This is a genomic window from Variovorax paradoxus EPS, from assembly GCF_000184745.1.
Taxonomy (GTDB): domain Bacteria; phylum Pseudomonadota; class Gammaproteobacteria; order Burkholderiales; family Burkholderiaceae_C; genus Variovorax; species Variovorax paradoxus_C.
In genome coordinates, this window is sequence record NC_014931.1 from 5439104 (window position 1) to 5455535 (window position 16432).

General features: G+C 66.0%; 16 protein-coding genes and 1 tRNA gene. 15 read left to right on the plus strand and 2 right to left on the minus strand.

Going from position 1 to position 16432, the window contains the following annotated elements:
• Positions 1–53: 53 nt before the first annotated feature.
• Positions 54–866: a bifunctional DNA-formamidopyrimidine glycosylase/DNA-(apurinic or apyrimidinic site) lyase gene (gene mutM / locus VARPA_RS24925; RefSeq protein WP_013543362.1), complete on the minus strand. Its 813-nt coding sequence runs from the start codon at positions 864–866 to the stop codon at positions 54–56.
• 70 nt (positions 867–936) lie between these two features.
• On the opposite strand from mutM, the gene VARPA_RS24930 reads away from it, so the two are divergent.
• The 8 genes from VARPA_RS24930 (at position 937) to VARPA_RS24965 (ending at position 7496) form a co-directional block, all read left to right on the plus strand.
• Positions 937–2784: a tetratricopeptide repeat protein gene (locus tag VARPA_RS24930; protein ID WP_013543363.1), complete on the plus strand. Its 1848-nt coding sequence runs from the start codon at positions 937–939 to the stop codon at positions 2782–2784.
• 140 nt (positions 2785–2924) lie between these two features.
• Entirely contained in the window at positions 2925–3302 is a 378-nt protein-coding gene (locus VARPA_RS24935) for a lipoprotein insertase outer membrane protein LolB (protein WP_234974841.1), read from the plus strand.
• Positions 3299–4180 carry a 4-(cytidine 5'-diphospho)-2-C-methyl-D-erythritol kinase gene (gene ispE, locus VARPA_RS24940; RefSeq protein WP_013543365.1) on the plus strand — a complete coding sequence of 294 codons (882 nt, stop codon included), beginning with the start codon at positions 3299–3301 and terminating at the stop codon, positions 4178–4180. The genes VARPA_RS24935 and ispE overlap by 4 nt, the downstream gene beginning before the upstream one ends.
• 69 nt (positions 4181–4249) lie before the next feature.
• Positions 4250–4326, plus strand: a tRNA-Gln gene (locus tag VARPA_RS24945).
• Between the two features lie 176 nt (positions 4327–4502).
• Positions 4503–5477 (plus strand): ribose-phosphate pyrophosphokinase, encoded by a 975-nt coding sequence (locus tag VARPA_RS24950; RefSeq protein WP_013543366.1) that lies wholly within the window; start codon positions 4503–4505, stop codon positions 5475–5477.
• 91 nt (positions 5478–5568) lie between these two features.
• Positions 5569–6240, plus strand: coding sequence for a 50S ribosomal protein L25/general stress protein Ctc (locus VARPA_RS24955; protein WP_013543367.1), 672 nt, complete (start codon positions 5569–5571; stop codon positions 6238–6240).
• Between the two features lie 76 nt (positions 6241–6316).
• Complete coding sequence (gene pth / locus VARPA_RS24960) at positions 6317–6949, plus strand: aminoacyl-tRNA hydrolase (RefSeq protein ID WP_041943043.1); 633 nt, start codon at positions 6317–6319, stop codon at positions 6947–6949.
• A gap of 202 nt (positions 6950–7151) precedes the next feature.
• Positions 7152–7496 (plus strand): hypothetical protein, encoded by a 345-nt coding sequence (locus VARPA_RS24965; RefSeq protein ID WP_234974843.1) that lies wholly within the window; start codon positions 7152–7154, stop codon positions 7494–7496.
• Here the strand turns inward: VARPA_RS24965 and VARPA_RS24970 are convergent.
• Positions 7482–7775: a YfhL family 4Fe-4S dicluster ferredoxin gene (locus tag VARPA_RS24970; RefSeq protein ID WP_041943044.1), complete on the minus strand. Its 294-nt coding sequence runs from the start codon at positions 7773–7775 to the stop codon at positions 7482–7484. The two genes, VARPA_RS24965 and VARPA_RS24970, sit on opposite strands and share 15 nt — an antisense overlap.
• A gap of 104 nt (positions 7776–7879) precedes the next feature.
• On the opposite strand from VARPA_RS24970, the gene VARPA_RS24975 reads away from it, so the two are divergent.
• From VARPA_RS24975 to VARPA_RS25005, 7 genes are all read left to right on the plus strand, one after another.
• Complete coding sequence (locus VARPA_RS24975) at positions 7880–8830, plus strand: ABC transporter permease (protein ID WP_013543371.1); 951 nt, start codon at positions 7880–7882, stop codon at positions 8828–8830.
• Positions 8827–9702 (plus strand): ABC transporter permease, encoded by an 876-nt coding sequence (locus tag VARPA_RS24980; RefSeq protein WP_013543372.1) that lies wholly within the window; start codon positions 8827–8829, stop codon positions 9700–9702. The genes VARPA_RS24975 and VARPA_RS24980 overlap by 4 nt, the downstream gene beginning before the upstream one ends.
• Before the next feature lie 5 nt (positions 9703–9707).
• Positions 9708–10697, plus strand: a complete 990-nt coding sequence (locus VARPA_RS24985) for an ABC transporter ATP-binding protein (RefSeq protein ID WP_013543373.1) — start codon at positions 9708–9710, stop codon at positions 10695–10697.
• Complete coding sequence (locus tag VARPA_RS24990) at positions 10694–11524, plus strand: ATP-binding cassette domain-containing protein (RefSeq protein WP_013543374.1); 831 nt, start codon at positions 10694–10696, stop codon at positions 11522–11524. Before VARPA_RS24985 ends, VARPA_RS24990 begins: the two co-directional genes overlap by 4 nt.
• A 109-nt stretch (positions 11525–11633) precedes the next feature.
• Positions 11634–13127 carry an ABC transporter substrate-binding protein gene (locus VARPA_RS24995; protein WP_013543375.1) on the plus strand — a complete coding sequence of 498 codons (1494 nt, stop codon included), beginning with the start codon at positions 11634–11636 and terminating at the stop codon, positions 13125–13127.
• Positions 13128–13360: 233 nt separating this feature from the next.
• Complete coding sequence (locus VARPA_RS25000; protein ID WP_013543376.1) at positions 13361–14848, plus strand: ABC transporter substrate-binding protein; 1488 nt, start codon at positions 13361–13363, stop codon at positions 14846–14848.
• A gap of 7 nt (positions 14849–14855) precedes the next feature.
• On the plus strand, positions 14856–16268 hold the full coding sequence (locus VARPA_RS25005; protein ID WP_013543377.1) for an amidase: 1413 nt from the start codon (positions 14856–14858) through the stop codon (positions 16266–16268).
• Positions 16269–16432: the final 164 nt, after the last annotated feature.

A 16432-nucleotide genomic window follows, 5' to 3' on the forward strand; every position in this document is an offset into this window, starting at 1 on the left:
ATCGCAAACCGGGCAGCGCCTGTTTATGGGAATTCAATCGCAGGCGCGACGCGCTACTTTTGACAATTAGGACAAAAATAAGTGGAGCGCTGCCCCTGGCGGAGCTGCCGGATCGGCGTTGCGCAGACCCGACATGGCTCGCCGGCGCGGCCATAAACGGTGGCTTCGAGCTGGAAATAACCGTTCTGGCCGTCCACGTTGGAGAAGTCGCGCAGCGTGCTGCCGCCCTTTTCCACCGCCCTGGCCAGGATTTCGCGCACCGCCGCGTGAAGCTTGGCCGCCCGCGGCCGGCTGATGCGCGCAGCCGACAGCGTCGGGCGGATGCCGGCCTGGAACAGCGCCTCGGACGCATAAATATTGCCGACCCCCACCACCACGTCGCCCGCCAGCAGCACCTGCTTGACCGTCGTCTTGCGCTTGCGCAGGCCCGCATGGAAGGCATCGAGGTCGAAGGCATCGCCCAGCGGCTCCATGCCCAGCCCGCCTAGCAGCTTGATGGCCCAAGGCGCGGCCTCGTCGTCGACGTAGACCACGGCGCCGAAGCGACGCGGATCGTTGAGGCGCAAAGTGCCGCGGTCGGTAACGAGATCGAAGTGATCGTGCGTGCCGGGAGGCGGCAACGCGGTATCGAAGCGCAGGCTGCCCGACATGCCCAGGTGCAACAGCAGCAGGCCCTGGTCCAGGTCGATCAGCAGGTACTTGCCGCGCCGCCGCACCTCGCGCACATGCCGGCCGACCAGCGCCTCGGGCACCACCATCAAGGCCCATCTCAACGGTTTTCCGATGCGCACGGATTCGATGCGCGCGCCCGCGATGCGATCGGCAAAACCGCGGCGGGTGACTTCGACTTCGGGTAGCTCAGGCATGAAAGTAAAACTCCGGCGAAGACGAAGCCCCACGCGACGCTCGTTCAAAAGCCTCGATTATCATGATTCGATGATTCCATCGCCCCGCCGACACCGCCTTGCGGCGGCCGCATCTCTCGTGTTGTTGGCTTGCGCGGTGCATGCGCAAACCTCCGATCCCGCCGCCCCAAACAGCCCGGCGCCCATCATCGAGCGCAACGCGCCGCCGAGGCCGGCGGTCCGGCCCCGGGTCACAGCCCCGAAGCCGGCCAGCGAACCTGCCGCGCAACCCTCTGCGCTGACCGCCGACCTCTTCTACGAAATCCTGATGGGCGAGATGACCGCCCGCTCCGGCGACCCCGGCTCCGGCTACGCGCTGGTGCTCGACGCGGCACGCCGGCTGCGCGACGGCAAGCTGTTCCAGCGAGCGGTCGAGATCGCGCTGCAATCGCGTTCGGGCGATGCCGCCCTCGCCGCAGCCCGCGCCTGGCAAGAAGCGCTGCCCACGTCGCGCGATGCACGGCGCATCGAATTGCAGATCCTGATTGCGCTGAATCGCATCGGTGAAACGGTCGAGCCCCTGCGCGCCGAAGTGGCGGCCACCTCGCAAATCGAGCGCCCGCTCCTGATGGCGGTGATCGCGCGCAATTACTCGCGCGCCTCCGACAAGAAGCTGGCGGCCTCGGTGGTCGAGCGGGCACTGGTCGACGAGCTCAAGAGCCCGACCACCGGCGGCCTGGCCTGGGCCACCGTGGGCCGGCTGCGCCTCAATGCCGGAGACAACTCCGGCGCCCTGGAAGCCGCGCGCAAGGGCCAGGAGGTCGATCCGGCCTCCGACGCCCCGCCCGCGCTGGCGCTCGAGCTGATCGATCCTAGCCAGCCGCTGGCCGAACCGATCGTGACGCGCTATCTCGCAAGCAACACCAAGGCCACGCCCGACCTGCGCATCGCCTATGCGCGCGTGCTGGTCGAGAACCGCCGCTACAACGACGCCCAGACGCAGTTGCAGGCGCTCACCACGGCGCGTCCCGAACTGGCGGAGCCCTGGTTGCTGCTCGGCAGCCTGCAGATGCAGGCCAAGCAGGACGGCGCGGCGGAGACATCCCTCAAGCGCTACATCGACCTCTCCTCGAGCCAGAGCAACAAGGACGCCGATGCGGCCGATCGCAAACGCGGCGTGACGCAGGCCTACCTCGCCCTGTCGCAGCTGGCGGAACGGCGCAAGGACCTCACGGGTGCGGAGCGCTGGCTTTCGCGCATCGACAGCACCGAGGACCTGACCATCGCCCAGACCCGCCGCGCGGGCCTGTTGGCGCGCCAGGGCAAGCTGCCACAGGCACGCGAAATCATCCGCGCTCTGCCCGAGCGCACGGCCGACGACAAGAAGCAGAAATTCCTTGCCGAAGTGCAGTTGCTGCGCGACGCCAAGCAATACCAGGCCGCCTACGACATGCTCGCCCAGGCTTCCGCGGCGGCACCCGACGACGGTGACCTGGTCTACGACCAGGCCATGGTGGCCGAGAAGCTGAACCGGCTGGACGACATGGAGCGGCTGCTTCGGCGGCTGATCCAGCTCAAGCCCGAAAGCCAGAACGCCTACAACGCCCTCGGCTACTCGTTCGCCGATCGCAAGATCCGGCTCGACGAGGCCCGCACGCTGATCCAGAAGGCGGTGCAACTGGCGCCGGAAGACCCATTCATCGCCGACAGCCTGGGCTGGGTCGAATTCCGGCTCGGCAACACGGCCGAGGCGATCCGCATCCTCGAGGCTGCCTACAAGACCCGGCCCGATCCCGAGATCGGTGCGCACTTCGGCGAAGTGCTGTGGAGCATCGGCCAGAAGGATCGCGCAGTGACGATCTGGAAAGAGGCGCTGCTGAGCGATGCCGAAAATGAAACCCTGCAGGAAACGCTGAAGCGCCTGCGCGTCAAGCCGTGACCATGCTCGCCCCCGGGCTGCAGGCCGGTCGCCGCGGTTTTCTGGCGGCGGGCGGGGCCACTCTCCTATTGATAGCAGGCTGCGCCCAGTTGACAGGCGGCTCCTCGGCGCCGCGAGGCTCGGACAGCTGGAGCGGCCGGATGTCGCTGCGCATCGACAGCGAACCGGTCCAGACCTTTTCCGCACTCTTCGAACTGCGCGGCTCGGCCGATGCCGGCGAACTCACGCTGACAACGCCGATCGGCAACACGCTGGCCCAGTTGCACTGGTCTCCCGGCGAGGCCCTGCTGAAGAACGGCAGCGACACCCGCCGCTATGAATCCGTCGATGCGCTGATCGAAGCCGCCACTGGCGCGGCGATCCCGGTCGGCGCGCTGTTCGGCTGGCTGGCCGGACGTAATGAAAGCGTGCCCGGCTGGCGTCCGGACCTGGGTCAGCTCGCGAATGGGCGCCTGCAGGCGACGCGCGAATCCCCGAGCCCCCGGGCAGACCTGCGCATCGTGTTCGAGCGGTCATGAAGGCCCTCTACGACCTTCCCGCACCGGCCAAGCTCAACCTGTTCCTGCACATCACCGGCCGGCGCGACGACGGCTACCACCTGTTGCAGTCGGTCTTCATGCTGATCGACTGGTGCGACACGCTGCACGTCGAGCGGCGGCGCGACGGCCAGTTGACCCGCGAAGACCTCACGACCGAACTGCCCGCCGACGACCTGATCCTGCGCGCCGCCCGGGCGCTGCAGACGCACGCCGCGCCCGGCCAGGGCGCGCACATCGGCGTCGAGAAGCATGTCCCGGCTCAGGCGGGAATGGGCGGCGGGTCTTCGGATGCCGCCACCTGCCTCCTGGCGCTCAACCGTCTCTGGAACCTGAACCTGCCCTTGTCACAGCTCGCACAGATCGGGCTGAAACTGGGCGCCGACGTGCCCTTCTTCCTCGGCGGACACCACGCATGGGTCGAGGGAATCGGCGAGGAAATCACGCCCGTCACCCTGCCGCCGGCACGCTTCGCCGTGGTCAAGCCCACCGAAGGATTGGATACCCGCTTAATTTTTTCTGCGGATGACCTTGAACGCTCAACTCCTGTTGCTATAATCTCGGGCTTTGCTGCAGATAGCGAACAGCTTGAAGCCAAGAACCTAGGCAACCAGGTTTTCGACTTCGGCCACAACGACCTGCAGCCGGTTGCCCAGCGACTTTGCCCCGCGGTCACCGATGCCATCGAATGGCTCGGCGCCCAAGGATTGAAGGCCCGGATGACCGGCTCCGGAAGTTCGGTGTTCGCAAAATTGCCGCAAGGGCCGCATGAAGCGGAACTGGTCGAAGCCCCCGCGGGCTGGCAGGTTCGTCAATGCAGCAATCTGGCTGTTCATCCTCTGGTAGGTTGGGCAACCTGAAATGGTCGAATCGCTTTTGCGGTCCGACGCGACATATATCGGTTGATGGTGCAAACCATCGACCCGTGTAGGGGAGTCGCCAAGCTGGTTAAGGCACTGGATTTTGATTCCAGCATGCAAAGGTTCGAATCCTTTCTCCCCTGCCAAATCTATTGAAACTGCGGTCTAACCCGCCGCAGTGCTTTTTGAAAACTGCGGCCTGATGGCCGCAGTGTTTCTTCTGCAGCACACCCACTGCAATAATCGGCAGCCCACGGGCCGCCACGACTCAAAACCTTTGGCGGCTTCCTCCAAGCCAATTTCGCACTGCCGGGACGCGCTCATGCAGGCTAATCACCCTGATTTCATGGTTTTCACCGGCAATGCCAATCCTGGCCTCGCCGCAGAAATCGCGCACAACCTCGGCACCTCGCTGGGCGCCGCACGCGTCGGTCGCTTCTCCGATGGCGAAGTCACCGTCGAGATCAACCAGAACGTCCGCGCACGCGACGTGTTCGTGGTGCAGTCCACCTGCGCACCGACCAACGAAAACCTGATGGAACTGCTGATCATGGTCGACGCGCTCAAGCGCGCATCGGCCGAGCGGATCAGCGCCGTGATTCCCTATTTCGGCTATGCCCGCCAGGACCGCCGTCCGCGTTCGAGCCGCGTGCCGATCTCGGCCAAGGTCGTGGCCAACCTGCTGGAGACCGTCGGCGTCGAGCGCGTGCTCACGATGGACCTGCACGCAGACCAGATCCAGGGTTTCTTCGACATCCCGGTCGACAACATCTACGCCTCGCCGGTTCTGCTGGGCGACCTGCGCGCCAAGAACTACGAAGACCTGATCGTGGTCTCTCCGGACGTCGGCGGCGTGGTTCGCGCCCGTGCGCTGGCCAAGCAACTGAACTGCGACCTCGCCATCATCGACAAGCGCCGTCCGAAGGCCAACGTCAGCGAAGTCATGAACGTGATCGGCGAGATCGACGGCCGCAACTGCGTGATCATGGACGACATGATCGACACGGCCGGCACGCTGGTCAAAGCGGCCGAAGTGCTGAAAGAGCGCGGCGCCAAGAGCGTCTACGCCTACTGCACGCACCCGATCTTCTCGGGCCCGGCCATCGAGCGCATCACCAAGGGCACGGCCCTGGATGAAGTAGTCGTGACCAACACCATTCCCCTTTCCGATGCGGCCCTCGCATGCGGAAAGATCCGCCAGCTCTCCGTGGCACCGCTGATCGCCGAGACGATCCAGCGCATTGCCAAGGGCGAGTCGGTGATGAGTTTGTTCTCGGACCAGGACAACCTGTTCTGACCTGAGGACCAAAGAGCGGGCTTCTTTTTTCGAAGAAGCCTTTTTGAATCGGAGTCGCACTGGTCGCGGTGGACTCTCACAGGAGCTAGTTATGAAATTCGTCGCTTTTGAGCGCGCCAAGCAGGGTACGGGTGCGAGCCGCCGTCTCCGCATTTCGGGCAAGACGCCCGGTATCGTCTATGGTGGTGAAGGCCTGCAGCCGCAACTGATCGAAATCGATCACAACGCGCTGTGGCATGCCCTGAAGAAGGAAGCCTTCCACTCGTCGATCCTGGAAATGGAACTCGGCGGCGCCACCAGCAAAGTGCTGCTGCGCGACGTGCAGTACCACCCGTTCCGCCAACTGGTGCAACACATCGACTTCCAGCGCGTGGATGCCAAGACCCGCCTGCACATGAAGGTGCCGCTCCACTTCAAGGGTGAAGAAGAGTCCGAAGCCGTCAAGACCGCGCACAACCTGGTGAACCACGTGATCACCGAGCTGGAAATCAGCTGCCTGCCGTCCGACCTGCCCGAGTTCATCGAAGTGGACCTCTCCGGTCTCACGAAGAACGCCACGCTGCACGTCAACGACATCAAGCTGCCCAAGGGCGTGAAGTATGTGAGCCACGGCAAGCAGAACCCCGTCATCGTGTCGGCTGTGCCGCCGCTGGTCGCCGAAGAGCCGGCACCTGCCGCCGAAGGCGCCACTGCTGAAGGCGCCGCACCGGCTGCCGGTGGCAAGGCTGCCGCCAAGACGGCCAAGCCCGCCGCGAAGAAGTAAGTAATCTTCCCGTCTCCTGCAAAAGGCCCGCCTCGTGCGGGCCTTTTGCTTTGGGGGCGGCGAGATAATTCCCGCCATGATCAAGCTGTTCGTCGGCCTCGGAAACCCGGGCCCTGAGTACGAAGCCACGCGCCACAACGCGGGCTTCTGGTGGATCGACGCCCTCGCGCGCGACTGGAAACTCAACCTCGTGCCCGAGCGCGGCTATCACGGCCTCGCGGCGCGCGCCAACATCGGCGGCCAGAGCATCTGGCTGCTGGAGCCCCAGACCTTCATGAACCTCTCGGGCAAGTCGGTGGCTGCGCTCGCACGGTTCTTCAAGATCGCGCCGGAAGAAATCCTCGTCGTGCACGACGAACTCGACGTGGTGCCCGGCCAGGCCAAGCTCAAGTTCGGCGGCAGCCACGCCGGCCACAACGGCCTGCGCGACATCCACGCGCAACTGGGCACCGGCGACTACTGGCGGCTGCGCCTGGGCATCGGGCATCCCGGCGTGAAGTCCGAGGTCGTCAACTGGGTGCTCAAGAAGCCACTGAAGGAACAACGTGAGCTGATCGACGACACCATCGTCCGCACGCTGCATGCCGCGCCCGCGCTCGTGGCCGGCGAGATGGAGAAAGCGACCATGCTCATCCACACGAGCAAACCGCCCCGGCCCAAACCGCCGCGGCGGGAGCCCGGCGACGGGGGCACGCCTGCCGCCACCTAGCCGGCAACCGGAGCGCAGGAGGGAGAGAGAAATAAAAATGAAGACGAGAAAAAGAAGAGAAAAGAGGGCGGGGAAATTCGGGTTGGCTGTATTTTTAATAGCAGCCTGCACCTGGTCCACCGGCGTAACCGCCCAGGGTCCCGCAAAGACTTGGCGATGCGGCAGCACCTACTCGGACCGCCCATGCGAAGGCGGAAAGACGGTGAAGGTCGACGATCCCCGCAGCGATGCGGACCGCCGGGCCGCCGAAGCCGGCGCGAAAAGCAACGGCGCACAGGCCGACAAGCTGGAGCGTTCCCGCCTGTCTCTGGAGAAAGCGGCCTACGACCGCGATCGCCAAGCGGCGCGAGAGGCCCGAAGCGCCGCCATGGCCGAACGGCGCATGGCCCTGTCCGAGCAGCAAGCCCGCGAGCGCGCCACCAAGGCGGCGGGCGACCCGCGCAAATCGACCATGAGTTTCAGCAGCGGCGGATCGGGTGGCAAGTCGGCCGGCGACGCTCCGGCGAAGAAAAAGAAGCGGAAGTCCCGCGACTCAGACGCCGGTTGATGAAGCAGGCGGTGAAGTAACCGCCGTCACCTTGATCGCCGTGAGGCGCTGGTACTTCTGCATCAGCGTCTCGCGGCTTTCCACATGCTCGGGGTTCAGGGGAATGCACGCCACCGGGCAAATCTGCACGCACTGCGGCTCATCGAAGTGGCCAACGCATTCGGTGCACTTGTGCGGATCGATCTCGTAGTACTCCGCGCCCATGTAGATCGCATCGTTCGGGCACTCGGGCTCGCAGACATCGCAGTTGATGCATTCGTCGGTGATCATGAGGGCCATCCCCCGATTATCGGCGGACCGGCAGGGGCACCCGCCGGTGAATGACAAAGGCCACATTCACGGCACATTTGTTGCAGCACTCAGGTTATGCTGCGCCCCGCCCCATGAGCCTGTTTCTATTCAAGCGCCTCGCCACGTTGATCGGCACGTTGATCGGCGCTTCGGTCATCGTCTTCCTCGTTCTGGAGATCCTGCCCGGCAACGCCGCGCAGATGCTCATGGGTCCCGACGCGTCGCCCGACGCCGTGGCCGCGCTGGCCACCAAGCTGGGCCTCGACCAGCCCGCGTGGACCCGCTACTGGCACTGGATCGGCGGCCTCCTCACCGGCAACCTGGGCGACAGCTACGCCTACAGCTCGCCAGTGCTCGACCTCATCCTCGAACGCCTCGCCCTCACCGTGCCGCTCGCGCTGCTGGCCATGGCGTTCACCGTGGTCATCGCGCTGCTGGTGGGCGTGACCGCCGCGGCGCGCCACAACAAGCTCGGCGACGTGGGCCTGATGGGCATGGCGCAGGTCGGTATCGCGATCCCGAATTTCTGGTTCGCGATCATGCTGATCCTGGTGTTCTCGGTGCAGTTGCAGTGGTTCTCGGCCGGTGGCTTCGAGGGCTGGGGCGAAGGCATCTTCGCGGGCCTCAAGTCGCTGCTGCTGCCCGCGCTGTCGCTGGCGGTGGTGCAGGCGGCGATCCTCGCGCGCATCACGCGCTCGGCCGTGCTCGAGGTGATGCGCGAAGACTTCGTTCGAACCGCGCGCGCCAAGGGCGTCTCGCAGCGCATGGTGCTGTGGACCCATGTGCTGCGCAACGCGATGATCCCGGTCATCACGGTGATGGGCATGCAGTTTTCCGAGCTGCTCGCCGGCACCATCGTGGTGGAGAACGTGTTCTACCTGCCGGGCCTCGGCCGCCTGATCTTCCAGGCCATCAGCAACCGCGACCTGATCGTGGTGCGCAACTGCGTGATGCTGCTCGCGGCCCTGGTGGTCATCGTGAATTTCGTGGTCGACGTGCTCTATGCCGTGATCGATCCGCGCATCAAGGCGAGCGATATATGAGCAGCGTCGTCGCTCCCAGCGCCGCCGCGCTCAAGGTGCCCGGCTTCTGGCACCGTGCGCTGCATCACCGCAGCTTCGTCATCGGCGGCGTGCTCACGCTGCTGCTCCTGCTGGCCGCCGCCCTCTCGCTCGTCTGGACGCCTTGGTCGCCCTACGAGATGGATATGGCCAACAAGCTCAAGCCCCCGACCGGCTCGCACTGGCTGGGCACCGACACCTATGGCCGCGACGTGGCCTCGCTGCTGCTGGTGGGCGCGCGGGCGTCGATCCTCGTGGGCGTGATCGCGGTCGGCATCGGCCTGGTGGTCGGCACGGCGCTCGGCCTGCTCGCGGCAGCGAAGCGCGGCTGGGTCGAGGAAGCCATCATGCGGCTTACCGACTTCTCGCTCGCGTTCCCAGCGATCCTCTCGGCGATCATGATGACGGCCGTGTTCGGCGCCGGCATCGTCAACGCCATCGTCGCGATCGGCATCTACAACATCCCGACCTTTGCGCGCATCACGCGCGCCTCGGCCAATGCGATCTGGTCGCGCGAGTACATTGCCGCTGCGCGCGCCTGCGGCAAGGGTTCGTTCTCGATCACGATGCAGCACGTGCTGCCGAACATCTCGGCTGTGTTGATCGTGCAGATCACCATCCGCTTCGCCATCGCGATCCTTGCCGAAGCAGCGCTCTCGTACCTCGGCCTCGGCACGCAGCCGCCGCAGCCGTCGTGGGGCCGCATGCTCAGCGAAGCTCAGACAATGATGTTCCAGTCGCCGCTGCTGGCCGTGTTCCCCGGCATGGCCATCGCGATGGCGGTGTTGGGCCTCAACCTGCTCGGCGACGGCCTGCGCGATCTGTTGGACCCTCGCCTGGCGAGAGCAAGGTAAGCGACATGCCCCTCCTCCAAGTCAAGGACCTGCACATCGAACTGCAGACGCAGCGCGGCCCGGCCGAGGCCGTGCGCGGCATCGACTTCACGCTGGAGCGCGGCGAAACGCTGGGCATCGTGGGCGAATCGGGCTGCGGCAAGTCGATCACCGTGATGTCGCTCATGGGCCTTTTGCCATCGAACGCGAAGGTCACCGGCAGCATCCGCTTCGACGACACCGAGCTCGTCGGCCGCGACGAGAAGGACATGTGCCAGATCCGCGGCAACCGCATCGGCATGATCTTCCAGGAGCCGATGACGGCGCTCAACCCGGTGCACACCATCGTGCGCCAGGTCGGCGAACCGCTCAGGCTTCACCGCGGCCTCTCGAAGGCCGAGGCGCGCAAGGAAGTGCTGGCGCTGCTGGAGCGCGTGGGCATTCCGGATGCGGCCTCTCGGCTCGATGCGTATCCGCACCAGTTCTCGGGCGGGCAGCGGCAACGCATCGGCATCGCGATGGCGCTCGCCTGCGGCCCCGACCTGCTGATCGCCGACGAGCCCACCACCGCGCTCGACGTCACGATCCAGAAGCAGATCCTCGAACTCATCCAGAGCCTGGTGCAAGAGCGCGGCATGGCGCTGATCCTGATCTCGCACGACCTGGGCGTGATCGCGCAGACCGTCTCGAAGATGCTGGTGATGTATGGCGGCAGCGTGGTCGAGAGCGGTCCGACCGAGGCCGTGTTCGCGCGTCGTGCGCACCCTTACACGCAGGGCCTTTTCGCCGCACGACCCGCGCTCGGTGCGCCGCGCGGCGTGCGTCTGGCCACCATCCGCGGCAGCGTGCCCGAGTTGGTCGACCTGCCGAAGGGCTGCCCGTTCGCGGGCCGCTGCAGCTACACGATCGACGCCTGCCAGACGACGCGTCCACCGGCAACGATGCTGCCGCAGGACCATGCGGTGCGCTGCATCCGGCTCGAAGAAATCGCGACGAAGGTCGCCGTTGCCTCATGAGTGAATCCGCTCTCGCCTCGCCGCTGCTGGAAGTGACTGACCTCGTGCGCCACTACGACCTGCCGCGCGAAAAACTCTTCGGACCGCCTCCCACCGTCAAGGCACTCAACGGCGTGAGCTTCAAGGTCGAGGCGGGCCGCAGCGTCGGCATCGTCGGTGAATCGGGTTCGGGAAAGTCGACCATCGCGCGCCTCGTGATGGCGCTCGACACGCCGACCTCTGGCAGCGTGAAGCTGCTCGGGCGCGACCTGCACGCGCTGCCCAGAAGCGAACTGCGCACCGCACGACGCGATTTCCAGATGGTGTTCCAGGACCCCTATGGCTCTCTTGATCCGCGCCAGACCGTCGCGCGCATCGTCGCCGAGCCGCTCGAAGCATTGGCAGAAGCATCGCGCAAGGAACAACGCGAACGTGCCGCCGAATCGCTCGCCGCCGTCGGCCTGCGCACCACCGACATGGACAAGTACCCGCACGAGTTCTCGGGCGGCCAGCGCCAGCGCATCGCGATCGCACGCGCGCTCATCACCCGCCCCAAGCTCATCGTTGCCGACGAGCCCGTGAGCGCGCTCGACGTGTCGGTGCAGGCCCAGGTGCTCAACCTCATGCAGGACCTGCAGCAGCAGTTCGGCGTGAGCTACCTGCTCATCAGCCACGACCTCGCGGTGGTCAACCACCTGTGCGACGACGTGTGCGTGGTGTGGAAGGGCCTGATCGTCGAACAGGGCCCGCCGGGCGAGCTGTTCCGCAACGCGCAGCATCCATACACCCGCACGCTGCTCGATGCGGTGCCGCGCACGCCCACCGGCGGCACATTGCTTGCGGCCTGACACCGAAGCGTCGCCGACGCTTCGTAGGATGAATGGGTCATAAGCATCTGGTTGCGCAGAGGCACCCGTCTCGCGGATGATGCTTGCCCCTTCTCGAGGACACCGCTTCATGCTCCAACGACGCACCCTGCTCGCCACCGGCGCCGCTGCCGCGACATCACTGGCGTTGCCGCTCACCGCTTTCGCGCAAAAGAAAAAAGATACGCTGGTGATCGGCCTCACGCTCGAGCCCACGGGCCTCGACCCCACCGCCAAGGCTGGCGCCGAGATTTCCGAAGTGGTGCTCTACAACGTCTTCGAGACGCTCACCAAGATCAACTCCGACGGCAGCGTCACGCCGCTGCTCGCCGAGAGATGGGAAGTCTCGCCCGACCTCAAGACCTACACCTTCAAGCTCAAGCGCGGCGTGAAGTTCCAGAACGGCGAGCCCTTCAATGCGCAGAGCGTGAAGTTCTCGTTCGATCGCGCGGCCGCGGCCAACAGCACCAACAAGGACAAGCGCACCTTCGCCAACATTGCGACGCAGGTGCTCGACGAGCACACCGTGGTGCTGATCAACAAGGAGATCGAGCCCGACCTGCTGTTCCTGCTCGGCCAAGCCTCAGCCATCGTGGTGGAGCCCAAGACGGTGGAAACCAACGCCACCAAGCCCATCGGCACCGGCCCCTATCGGCTCGACAACTGGGCCAAGGGCTCGGCCATCGTGCTCGCCAAGTGGGACGGCTGGCGCCTCGCCGATGCCGTGCAGATCCGAAAGGTGAGCTTCCGCTTCATCTCCGAGCCGGCCGCGCAGACCACCGCGCTGCTCTCGGGCGACGTCGACCTGTTCCCGCATGCCTCGGTGTCGCGCAGCCTTCCGCAGTTCCAGAACGACAAGCGCTTCCAGGTGGTGTTCAACGCCTCGCGCGGAAAAGCCATCCTGGCCATCAACAACAAGCGCAAGCCGCTGGACGACGTGCGGGTGCGCCGCGCCATCTCCGCGGCCATCGACCGCAAGGCGGTGATCGAGGCTGCGATGGACGGGCGCGGCATTCCCATCGGCAGCCACTACGTGCCGGGCGCGCCGGGCTACATCGACACCACGGGCATCAACCCCTACAACGTCGAGAAGGCGAAGCAACTGCTGGCCGAGGCGGGCGTGAAGACGCCGCTCGAACTCGACCTCGTGCTGCCGCCTCCGCCCTATGCGCGGCAGGGCGGCGAGCTCATCGCCGCGCAGCTGGCCAAGGTGGGCATCGTCGCGAAGATCCAGAACGTCGAGTGGGCACAGTGGATGAGCGGCACCTACGGCAACAAGAACTACGACCTCTCGCTGATCCTGCACGTCGAGCCCTTCGACCTCGTGAACTACACCAAGCCCGAGTACTACTGGGGCTACCAGTCGGCGAAGTTCAACGAGGCATTCGACAAGGCGCGCAATGCACCGCGCGCAGCCGACCGGGCGCGCTACCTCGGCGATGCGCAGCGCGTGCTGGCCGAGGACGCGGCCAACGTGTTCCTGTTCCAGCCGCAGTTCATCACCGTGGCGGGGCGCAACCTGCGCGGTCTCTGGAAGGATGCGCCGATCTTCGTGAACGACATCGCCGCGCTGTACTGGGCCTAGCGAGACGGTTGGGTGAAGGGCCTGCGCGAGGCCCCGGCATCCGGGTACGTCCCGAGGAAAAACCGCTCCGGGAGCAAGGCACCGGGCCACCTGCTGCGAGAGAATGATCCGCTGCGCACGTGGCATCTTTCGTGCTGCGTGCCTTGTCTTTCGTGGCGCCGCGCCTCCCTTCGGGGCACGGTCGGCGCCGAAGCAGTCATTCGACCCTGGCCGTTTTCCGGAGATACCCACCTATGTTGAACCGTCGCACCCTCCTCACCACCGCTGGCGCCACCGTCGCGCTGGCCACCCCGCTGGCCGGCATGGCCCAAGGGCGGAAGGACGCCATCGTGATCGGCATGGCGCTCGAACCGCCGGGCCTCGATCCGACCGCCGGCGCCGCCGCCGCGATCGCCGAGATCGTGCAGTACAACATCCTGGAGACGCTCACCAAGATCAACGCCGACGGCAGCGTCACGCCATTGCTCGCCGAGAGCTGGGAAATCTCGCCTGATCTCAAGACCTACACCTTCAAGCTCAAGCGCGGCGTGAAGTTCCAGAACGGCGAGCCTTTCAACGCCGCCACCGTCAAGTTCTCGTTCGACCGCGCCGGTGGCGAGAAGAGCACCAACAAGGACAAGCGCACTTTCGCCAACCTCGCGACGCAGGTGGTGGACGACTACACCGTGGTGGTCATCAACAAGGAAATCGATCCCGACCTGCCCTTCGTGCTGGGCCAGGCCACGGCCGTGATCGTCGAGCCCAAGAGCGCCGACGCCAACGCCACCAAGCCCGTGGGCACCGGCCCCTACAAGCTGGATGCGTGGGCCAAGGGCTCGTCGCTCACGCTGAGCAAGTGGGAGGGCTTCCGCAGCCCCGCCACCGCCAAGATCAACAAGGTGACCTTCCGCTTCATCGCCGACACCGCCGCGCAGGCGGCCGCGCTGATGGCGGGCGACGTCGACGTGTTCACCCGCATCGGCACGCGCGTGGTGCCGCAGTTCAAGATGAACCCGCAGTTCCAGGTGATCCTGGCCGGTTCGCGCGCCAAGACCATCCTGTCGATCAACAACCAGAAGAAGCCACTGGACGACGTGCGCGTGCGCCGCGCCATCCTCGCGGCGATCGACCGCAAGGCCGTGATCGAAGGCGCGGCCGATGGCCTGGGCGTGCCGATCGGCAGCCATTACGTGCCGGGCGCGGCAGGCTTCGTCGACACCACGGGCGTCAATCCCTTCGACATCGAGAAGGCCAAGAAGCTGCTCGCCGAGGCCGGCGTGAAGACGCCGCTCGAACTCAAGATGACGCTGCCGCCGCCGCCCTATGCGCGCCAGGGCGGCGAGGTGATCGTGGCCCAGCTCGCCAAGATCGGCATCGTGGTGAAGGTGCAGAACGTCGAGTGGGCGCAGTGGCTCAGCGGCACCTACGGCAACAAGGACTACGACCTGTCGATCATTTCGCACGTCGAGCCCTTCGACCTGGGCAACTACGCCAAGTCGGACTACTACTGGGGCTACCAGTCGAAGGCCTTCAACACGCTGTTCGACAAGATCAAGTCCACCCCCAACGCCGCCGAGCGCAACAAGCTCCTGGGCGACGCGCAGAAGATGCTGGCTGCCGATGCGGCCAACGGCTTCCTGTACCAGCCGCAGTTCCCGACCATCGCCAAGAAGAACGTGAAGGGTCTTTGGAAAGAAAATCCGATCTTCGTGAACGACCTGTCGGCGCTTTCCTGGGGCTAAGAAAGACGTGTCTTCCTCCGCTCCTTTGAACGAACTCTCCGCGCAGGAACTCTCGGCCGCCTACCGCGACAAGCGCCTGTCGCCGGTCGAGGTGACGCAGGCCGTGATCGCGCACATCGAGCGCTGGGAGCCGCATCTGCAGGCCACCTGGCTCTTTCGCCCCGAGGCCGCGCTCGAACAGGCGCGCGCGTCGGAAGCGCGCTGGCAGCGCGGCGACGCGCTCGGTCCGCTCGACGGCGTGCCAGCCACCATCAAGGAAAACATCGCCACGCGCGGCGACCCGATGCCCGCCGGCACGGCTGCCGTCGACCTGAAGCCCGCCACTTCCGACGCACCGCCGGCCGCGCGCCTGAAGGAAGCCGGCGCGGTGATCGTGAGCAAGACGACCATGCCGGACTACGGCATGTTGTCCTCGGGCCTCTCGAGCTTCCACAAGCTGGCGCGCAACCCGTGGGACCTCGGCAAGACGCCCGGCGGCTCCAGCGCCGGTGCTGGAGCCGCCACTGCGGCCGGTTACGGCCCGCTGCATCTGGGCACCGACATCGGTGGGTCGCTGCGCCTGCCCGCGAGTTGGTGCGGCATCTTCACGCTCAAGCCGAGCCTGGGCCGCATTCCGATCGACCCGCCCTACATGGGCCGTGCCGCGGGACCGATGACCCGCACCGTCGGCGATGCCGCGCTGATGATGCAGGCGCTCTCCAGGCCCGACGCGCGCGACAGCATGAGCCTGCCGGCGCAGGACATCGACTGGGCCGCCTTCGACGTGTCGCCCGACCATCTGCGGGGCCTGCGCATCGGGCTGCTGCTCGACGCGGGCTGCGGCCTCGCGGTCGAGCCCGAGATCCAGACGGCGGTCGAACACGCCGCGCGCCTGTTCGAGAAGGCCGGTGCGGTCGTCGAGCCGATGCAGCCCTTCATGTCGCAGGCCATGCTCGACGGCATGGACCACCTGTGGCGCATGCGCTCGCTGGTGGACATGAAGGCCCTGCGCGCCGACCAGCGCGCCAAGGTGCTGCCCTACATCCGCGAATGGGCCGAGAGCGCGGCCGAGTTCAGCGGCGAGCATGTGTTTCGCAGCTTCAGCCAGTTCCATGCGACGCGCGTGGCGGCGGTGCAGGCCTGCGCGCGCTTCGACTACGTGATCTCGCCCGTGTCGCCGAACATGCCTGCGGCGGCCGAGGCGCCTTCGCCGACCAACGATCCGCTGCGTCCGCTGGAGCACATCGGCTTCACGGTGCCGTTCAACATGTCCGAGCAGCCGGCGTCGTCGGTGAACTGCGGGTATGCGGCGAGCGGATTGCCGATCGGGCTGCAGATCGCGGGGCACCGGTTCGATGATCTCGGCGTGCTGCGCGTGTCGCGCGCGTTCGAGCAGATTCGCGAGGCGCAGCGGCCTTGGCCTGTGGTGCCTGGGAACTGACACCCCTGTTCAGGGCGGCGAGCACGCCGACGGGGTACCTTGCTCCGCGAATGTCCCCCGCTTCGCTCCTCCTTTATTTCGCTGCGCAAGGCACCCCATCGGCGTGCTCGCTTTCAGAGCAGTCGTTGATCAGCGAAACACCCGCAGCGTGCCCAAGTGCGCAG

What these genes read in the sequence shown, in the direction of transcription:
- VARPA_RS24995 (WP_013543375.1), top strand. Translation starts at nt 11,634, where the DNA reads ATGCTCCAACGACGCACCCTGCTCGCCACCGGCGCCGCTGCCGCGACA.
- VARPA_RS24935 (WP_234974841.1), top strand. Translation starts at nt 2,925, where the DNA reads ATGTCGCTGCGCATCGACAGCGAACCGGTCCAGACCTTTTCCGCACTC.
- VARPA_RS24955 (WP_013543367.1), top strand. Translation starts at nt 5,569, where the DNA reads ATGAAATTCGTCGCTTTTGAGCGCGCCAAGCAGGGTACGGGTGCGAGC.
- pth (WP_041943043.1), top strand. Translation starts at nt 6,317, where the DNA reads ATGATCAAGCTGTTCGTCGGCCTCGGAAACCCGGGCCCTGAGTACGAA.
- VARPA_RS24990 (WP_013543374.1), top strand. Translation starts at nt 10,694, where the DNA reads ATGAGTGAATCCGCTCTCGCCTCGCCGCTGCTGGAAGTGACTGACCTC.
- VARPA_RS25000 (WP_013543376.1), top strand. Translation starts at nt 13,361, where the DNA reads ATGTTGAACCGTCGCACCCTCCTCACCACCGCTGGCGCCACCGTCGCG.
- VARPA_RS24975 (WP_013543371.1), top strand. Translation starts at nt 7,880, where the DNA reads ATGAGCCTGTTTCTATTCAAGCGCCTCGCCACGTTGATCGGCACGTTG.
- VARPA_RS24980 (WP_013543372.1), top strand. Translation starts at nt 8,827, where the DNA reads ATGAGCAGCGTCGTCGCTCCCAGCGCCGCCGCGCTCAAGGTGCCCGGC.
- ispE (WP_013543365.1), top strand. Translation starts at nt 3,299, where the DNA reads ATGAAGGCCCTCTACGACCTTCCCGCACCGGCCAAGCTCAACCTGTTC.
- VARPA_RS24950 (WP_013543366.1), top strand. Translation starts at nt 4,503, where the DNA reads ATGCAGGCTAATCACCCTGATTTCATGGTTTTCACCGGCAATGCCAAT.
- VARPA_RS24970 (WP_041943044.1), bottom strand. Translation starts at nt 7,775, where the DNA reads ATGGCCCTCATGATCACCGACGAATGCATCAACTGCGATGTCTGCGAG.
- mutM (WP_013543362.1), bottom strand. Translation starts at nt 866, where the DNA reads ATGCCTGAGCTACCCGAAGTCGAAGTCACCCGCCGCGGTTTTGCCGAT.
- VARPA_RS24985 (WP_013543373.1), top strand. Translation starts at nt 9,708, where the DNA reads ATGCCCCTCCTCCAAGTCAAGGACCTGCACATCGAACTGCAGACGCAG.
- VARPA_RS24930 (WP_013543363.1), top strand. Translation starts at nt 937, where the DNA reads ATGATTCCATCGCCCCGCCGACACCGCCTTGCGGCGGCCGCATCTCTC.